This is a genomic window from Thermohalobaculum sp., assembly GCF_058622915.1.
In genome coordinates, this window is sequence record NZ_JBZSYN010000082.1 from 1 (window position 1) to 6,746 (window position 6,746).

5 protein-coding genes are annotated in these 6,746 nt (G+C 66.2%); 4 read left to right on the forward strand and 1 reads right to left on the reverse strand.

Annotation, left to right across the window (positions count from 1 at the left end; genetic code table 11):
* The 4 genes from AC32QD_RS07100 to pyrG all read left to right on the forward strand — a co-directional run.
* Nucleotides 1–387, forward strand: a 387-nt coding sequence (locus AC32QD_RS07100) for an OB-fold nucleic acid binding domain-containing protein (RefSeq protein WP_492009791.1), incomplete at its 5' end; no start/stop codon positions are given.
* Between the two features lie 663 nt (nt 388–1,050).
* Nucleotides 1,051–1,596 (forward strand): preprotein translocase subunit SecG, encoded by a 546-nt coding sequence (gene secG, locus AC32QD_RS07105; protein ID WP_492009792.1) that lies wholly within the window; start codon nt 1,051–1,053, stop codon nt 1,594–1,596.
* Between the two features lie 230 nt (nt 1,597–1,826).
* Nucleotides 1,827–3,431, forward strand: a complete 1,605-nt coding sequence (locus AC32QD_RS07110; protein ID WP_492009793.1) for an ABC transporter substrate-binding protein — start codon at nt 1,827–1,829, stop codon at nt 3,429–3,431.
* A gap of 216 nt (nt 3,432–3,647) precedes the next feature.
* Nucleotides 3,648–5,306: a CTP synthase gene (gene pyrG / locus AC32QD_RS07115; RefSeq protein WP_492009794.1), complete on the forward strand. Its 1,659-nt coding sequence runs from the start codon at nt 3,648–3,650 to the stop codon at nt 5,304–5,306.
* 4 nt (nt 5,307–5,310) lie between these two features.
* Here the strand turns inward: pyrG and AC32QD_RS07120 are convergent, their stop codons facing one another.
* A complete protein-coding gene (locus AC32QD_RS07120; RefSeq protein WP_492009795.1) occupies nt 5,311–6,174 on the reverse strand; it encodes a DUF7946 domain-containing protein in 864 nt (287 codons plus the stop codon).
* Nucleotides 6,175–6,746 lie beyond the last annotated feature (572 nt).

A 6,746-nucleotide genomic window follows, 5' to 3' on the forward strand; every position in this document is an offset into this window, starting at 1 on the left:
CGCCAGCGCCCGGGCACCGCCTCGGGCGTGATCTTCATGACGCTGGAGGACGAGACCGGCGTCATCAACGCCATCGTCTGGCCCCGGGTCTACGAGCGCTTCCGCCGCGCCGTGATCGCCGGGCGGCTCTTGCGCCTGACCGGCCGGCTGCAGCGCGAGGGCGCGGTCGCCCACCTGATCGCCTGGCGCGTCGAGGACCTCTCGCCGCTGATCGACCGCCTCGGCCTGCCGCCCCAGACGCCGCCCCAGACGCCGCCCCAGACGCCGCCCCAGACGCCGCCCCAGACGCCGCGCCCCGACGAGGCGCGCCGCGGCCCGCCGGCCCCCGTCGCCCGCCACCCGCGCGAGCAGGCCAAGCGACTCTTCCCCAGCCGCGACTTCCATTGAGACCCGCCTGCCCGACGCGCCCGCCTCGGGCGCCCGGGGTCCGCACGCCGACCCGCAAAGCGGCATTGGGCCCCGCCCCGGTCCCGCGCGAAATCCGCACGATCCCCCTGGCTCCGTTAAGAAAAACTTTTCAATTTTGCCGCAGCATCGGGGTCCGGCCGCGGCCGTTCCGGCGCCGCCGGTCGGGCGCCAGTCGGGGCGCCAGTCGGGCCCCCGGCCGCGAGAACGATGACTTAACCGGGGTGGCCTTGCCTAAATCTTGACAAATTCGGAGAACTGACCCAATTTCAACCCTAAGGATAGACAAGAATATGGACGTGATTCCCAGGTTGTGTGCTGCGTGGCACGAATCTGGACCGAGGCGGATGGGATGGGCGGCGCAGCCCGAACTCTGATGCGTAGAGTGTGACGAGACGTGACTGCACCCTCCGGCGACGGAGGTACGACCCAGAGAACCCCAAACGAGGGCGCGCCACCGATCCATCCCGATACGACGCGGCAAGCGTCACGAAGACCCGGCGGCGCCCCCAGGGGCCCCGCCGGTGTTTGCGGGCCCCGCGAGTCGTCCCTTTCCATTCGACAACCGCGACCGCACCGGCTAGAAGGCGCACCGAACGAGGCCCCCGCCGGCGCAAGAGCGAAAGTCGAGCAAGCGGATTCCAGATGCTGAACGTCGTCCTTATCATCCACCTGGTCCTCGCCATCTGCCTCATCTGCGTGGTGCTGCTGCAGCGCTCCGAGGGCGGGGCGCTCGGCATCGGCGGCGGTGGCGGCGGACTGATCTCGCAGCGCGGCGCCACCACGGCGCTGGCCAAGATCACCTGGGCGCTGGCGATCGGCTTTCTCGCCACCTCGATGACGCTGACCATCCTGGCCCGCGGCGGCGGCGGCGCCGGCTCGGTGCTCGAGCGCATCCAGGGCAGCAGCGGCACCACCGGCACCACCGGCGGGGGCCAGAAGCAGCAGCAGGGCACCCAGCTGCCGCTGCCCAACCTGTCGCAGCCAGCCCCGGCCCCGAGCGACGTGGTGCCGCCCGCCCCGGCCGAAGGCACGACCCCGGCCCCCGCGACCGGCACCTCGGGCAGCGCGACCACCGGCCCCTCCGGCAGCGCCACCACCGGCACCTCCGGCGGCGCGACCGGCGGCACCTCCGGCGGCGCGACCGGCAGCACTTCCGGCGGCAGCGCGGGCGCGCCGGCCAGCAAGTGACGACGCCGGCGGGCGCCGGGCCAGGAGGCCCCGCCCGCACCCGGCGCGGCAAGCCGCTTCGCGCCTGCCAGCCGGCCCTCATAGCATTTGCCCGCGGCGTCGCGCTCGGCTAACCTCGGCGCCTCAGCGACTTGCGCCGGGACCGACCCAACCCAGAACTCAGGACAACCAGACAGAACAGACCGGCGGCGCGGGCTGTGCGCCCCGCCGCATCGGCACGGAGGACCATCATGACCACTCTCGACGACCTGAAAGAAAGCCTCGCCGCCGGCCGCATCAGCCGGCGCGCCTTCATGGAGGGCGCCATCGCGCTCGGCGCCGGCGTCGCCGCCGCCGAGACGATGATGGGCACGGCACTGGCGGCCGCGCCCCGGCGCGGCGGCCACCTCAGGCAGGGCCTGACCGGCGGCGCCAGCACCGACACGCTCGACCCGGCGAAGATCCTCGACACCTACATGGAACAGGTCAGCATGGGTCAGCTGAGGAACAACCTCACCGAGATCGGCCCCGACAACAAGCTGCGCCCCGAGCTGGCCGAGAGCTGGGAGGCCTCCAAGGACGCCGCGACCTGGACCTTCAAGCTCCGCAAGGGCGTCGAGTTCCACAGCGGCAAGCCGCTCGAGGCCGCCGACATCGTCGCCACCTTCCAGCACCATATGGGCCCGAAATCGGAGTCCGGCGCCAAGGGCATCGTGCGCCCGATCACCAACGTCAAGGCCGACGGCAAGGACACCGTGGTGTTCACGCTCGAGGGCGGCAACGCCGACTTCCCCTACCTCGTCTCGGACTACCACCTCGGCATCTGCCCGGCCAAGGCCGACGGCACGATGGACTGGCAATCGGGCGATGGCACCGGCGGCTACAAGCTGGTCAAGTTCGAGCCCGGCGTGAACACCCAGACCACGCGCAACCCCAACTACTGGAAACCCAACGCGGCCTGGTTCGACTCGATCGAGAACCTGTTCATCCCCGACGTCACCGCGCGCACCTCGGCGCTGATTAGCGGCAAGATCGACGTGATGTCGAACCTCGAGCTCAAGACCGTCTCCCTGCTCGAGAAGAACCCCCGGCTCAAGGTGTTCCAGACCTACGGCAACAAGCACGCGGTGTTCCCGATGATGTGCGACCGCGCGCCGTTCACCGACAACCACGTGCGCCTGGCGATGAAATACGCCATCGACCGCAAGGAGATCCTGAAGACGGTGCTGCGCGGCTACGGCCAGCTGGGCAACGACAGCCCCGTGGGCCCGGCCAACATCTACCGCGCCACGGCCGCCGAGATGCCACAGCGCCATTTCGATGCCGACAAGGTCAGGTTCCACCTCAAGAAGGCCAAGCTCAGCAAGCTCTCGGTCCAGCTCTGGGTCGCCAACACCGCCTTCGAGGGCGCGGTCTCGGCCGCCTCGCTGTTCCAGCAGTCCGCCGCCAAGGCCGGCGTCAACATCAAGCTCACGCGCGCGCCCGACGACGGCTACTGGTCGAACATCTGGCTGGTGAAGTCGTTCTGCGCCGGCTACTGGGGCGGCCGCCCGACCGAGGACTGGATCTTCAGCCAGGTCTACGCCAAGGGCGCCGACTGGAACGAATCGCACTGGGACAATGCCGAGTTCAACAAGCTCCTGATCGAGGCCCGCGCCGAGCTCGACACCGCCAAGCGGCGCGAGATGTATGTGCGCATGCAGCAGCTGGTGAACCAGGACGGCGGCACCATCATCCCGATGTTCATGTCCTACACCCAGGCGGTGTCGTGCAAGATCGGGCTGCCCGCGCAGATCGCCTCGAACTGGGAGCTCGACGGCCAGAAGAGCGGCGAGCGCTGGTGGTTCGCCGCCTGAGCCCGGCCTGAGCGCGACCCGGCGCGGGGCCCGTCCTCCGCGCGCACTGCGGCCCCGGTGCCACGCCGGGGCCGTTTCGCCGGCCCGGGCCCCCCGCCGCGCCCCGCGCGCCTTGCCCGCTGCCCCCGAATCTAGTATCCCTCAAATCCCGTGGAACGAAATAAGGGGGGATGCCCGGGCCGCGCCGCCCGCACCCCGATAACCACGGGATCGGGCATGGCACGTTACATCTTCATCACCGGCGGCGTGGTCTCCAGCCTCGGCAAGGGCCTCGCCTCCGCCGCCTTGGGCGCGCTCTTGCAGGCGCGCGGCTACACCGTGCGGCTCAGAAAGCTCGACCCCTATCTCAACGTCGACCCCGGCACCATGTCGCCCTTCGAGCACGGCGAGGTCTTCGTCACCGACGACGGCGCCGAGACCGACCTCGATCTGGGCCATTACGAGCGCTTCACCGGCGTGCCGGCGCGGCGCACCGACTCGGTCTCCTCGGGCCGCATCTACCAGAACGTGCTCGAGAAGGAGCGCCGCGGCGACTACCTGGGCAAGACCATCCAGGTCATCCCCCACGTCACCGACGAGATCAAGGACTGGATCGCCATCGGCGACGCCGAGTCCGACTTCATGCTGTGCGAGATCGGCGGCACCGTGGGCGACATCGAGGGCCTGCCCTTCTTCGAGGCGATCCGCCAGTTCGGCCAGGAGCGCCCGGCCGGCCAGTGCATCTACATGCACCTCACGCTGCTGCCCTACCTCGCCGCCTCGGGAGAGCTCAAGACCAAGCCCACCCAGCACTCGGTCAAGGAGCTGCGCTCGATCGGCATCGCGCCCGACGTGCTGGTCTGCCGCACCGAAAAGCCGATCCCCGAGAAGGAGATCGCCAAGCTGGCGCTGTTTTGCAACGTGCGCGCGGAAGCCGTGATCCCCGCGCTCGACCTCACCACCATCTACGAGGCGCCCTTGGCCTACCACCGCGTCGGGCTCGACCAGGCGGTGCTCGACGCCTTCCGCATCGCCCCCGCGCCGCGCCCCGACCTGGCGCGCTGGGAGCACGTCATCGACTCGGTGCACAACCCCGACGGCGAGGTCAACATCGCCATCGTCGGCAAGTACACCCAGCTCGGCGACGCCTACAAGTCGATCGCCGAGGCGCTGACCCATGGCGGCATCGCCAACCGGGTCAAGGTCAACCCGAAATGGCTCGACTCGGAAATCTTCGAGCGCGAGGACCCCGCCCCCTGGCTCGAGGACTTCGAGGGCATCCTGGTGCCCGGCGGCTTCGGCGAGCGCGGCACCGAGGGCATGATCCGCGCCGCCCAGTTCGCGCGCCAGCGCAACGTGCCCTATTTCGGCATCTGCCTGGGCATGCAGATGGCGGTGATCGAGGCCACCCGCAACCTGCTCGGCGTCGAGCGCGCCGGATCGGAGGAGTTCGACCACGAAGCGGGGATTGCAGGAACGGGCCAGCGCCGCTTCGAGCCGGTGATCTACCACCTCAAGGAATGGCTCGAGGGCAACCGCACCATCAAGCGCGAGATCACCGACGCCAAGGGCGGCACCATGCGGCTGGGCGCCTACGACGCCATTTTGTCCGACGGCAGCCAGGTCGCCGGCATCTACGACAGCCTGACGATTAGCGAGCGCCACCGCCACCGCTACGAGGTGGCGCTGGGCTACCGCGAAAAGCTCGAAGGCGCAGGCCTGCGGTTTAGCGGCATGTCCCCCGACGGCCGCCTGCCCGAGATCGTCGAGATCCCCGGCCACCCGTGGTACATCGGCGTGCAGTTCCACCCCGAGCTGAAGTCGAAACCCTTCGAGCCACACCCGCTGTTCGCGGATTTCGTGCGCGCGGCGGTGGAGCAGGGGCGGTTGGTGTGATGCCTCACTCGTCCCCAAACAAATTTAGTTCTTCTACTTCGCGTCTTGCTTGTGGTATAAAAATCTTTTTTATTTTACCGCTGATACTATTTATTGACGTAAAAATCGCAGATATTTCCGACGGTCGAGCGCCTCCAATTCTTGCTCTATTGTACCTATTCAAACTGTCCCCGATCACGACCAATGTCTCTTTATCTGCGCTTCCGTCAATTTCAAATGGCAAAGTTCGCCTCTCTTCGTAATCAAAGACGCGACCTTGTCTGCTATTCACGTAATAGCCCGCAACACTAAACCTTTTTATCTTTGGCTCTCGGTCTATTACATTCGTCCAGACGTATTCCTTTGAATCAGCATCCAGTAACGCGATAGATTCGTCTTCACGCGAGATATTACAATTTATGACGCCATAATTGTTGATAACCGTGTGGCCGCGCCTCAAAGCTGGCTCGGTCGCGTCTGCTATAGCGTCAATATCACCTGACGGGATGCCCCCGTCTCTAACTTGCTTCTCAAATTTTGAATCTGGCTCATTCCCAAGGACAGAATTCCAAATAAGTTCCAAGAATTTAATCAAAAAGTAACTTCCAGTACTACCAGATAATATCGCCGCAGCTGGTATCAAAAATTCCTTAGACGAAACAATTTCAATAAATGCTTCAAAACTCCCCTCGCGCAACGCCACAATATTTACATCATATTTAAATCGACGAAATTTTCGCCTACGAACATGGCCTTCATGCAAGTAATGAATTGGAATTAAGATCGACCGAGATATCCCTGAAATGCTCTCCATTCCCGCGTATGCCGGTAGCCTATGCTCGTCAGCCAAGCCACCACCAAATCGTATTGATACTCGCTCTCTATCCATAGGTTCATCGCTCAAAATTGCACTCTAAGAATTAATACAAATAAATAATATCCGAATCAAGCAAGCGGAGGGTGGGTGGCAACCCACCACTTCGCCGTCGAACGCTTTCGCGTCGGTGGGTTTCACCCACCCTACTCCCTGAACACACCCGTCGGCACAGCGCCCGCCCAATCCGGCTCCGCCACCCCGCGCGCAAGATCGCGATGGATCGAGCCCGCAGGTGGATCGACCCGACCCACCACTCACCCGCAGCCACGCTGACTGTGGGTTCAAGCAACCCAGCCCGCAGTCCGCCCCGCCCGCCACCCGAGAGGAGGATCGCGCCCGACCGGGTGGGCGCGAGCATCGCGCCCGCCTGGGGGCGGGCGGGCGCGATCCGGCGCTGCCGCGCCGGGGGCGCCGCAGCCCGTGGGCTGGACCGTCCCGACCCACCACGCGCCCGCGGCCACGCCGACGGTGGGTTCAAAGAACCCACCCTACCCATTGTTCCCGCACGCCCGCCAAGCATGTAGCCCGTAGGGTGGGTCGTCCCGACCCACCACGCGCCCCCGGCCACGCCGACGGTGGGTTCA

Excerpts from the sequence above, each read along its gene's own strand:
- secG (WP_492009792.1), top strand. The coding sequence starts at position 1,051 with ATGCTGAACGTCGTCCTTATCATCCACCTGGTCCTCGCCATCTGCCTC.
- AC32QD_RS07110 (WP_492009793.1), top strand. The coding sequence starts at position 1,827 with ATGACCACTCTCGACGACCTGAAAGAAAGCCTCGCCGCCGGCCGCATC.
- pyrG (WP_492009794.1), top strand. The coding sequence starts at position 3,648 with ATGGCACGTTACATCTTCATCACCGGCGGCGTGGTCTCCAGCCTCGGC.
- AC32QD_RS07120 (WP_492009795.1), bottom strand. The coding sequence starts at position 6,174 with ATGGATAGAGAGCGAGTATCAATACGATTTGGTGGTGGCTTGGCTGAC.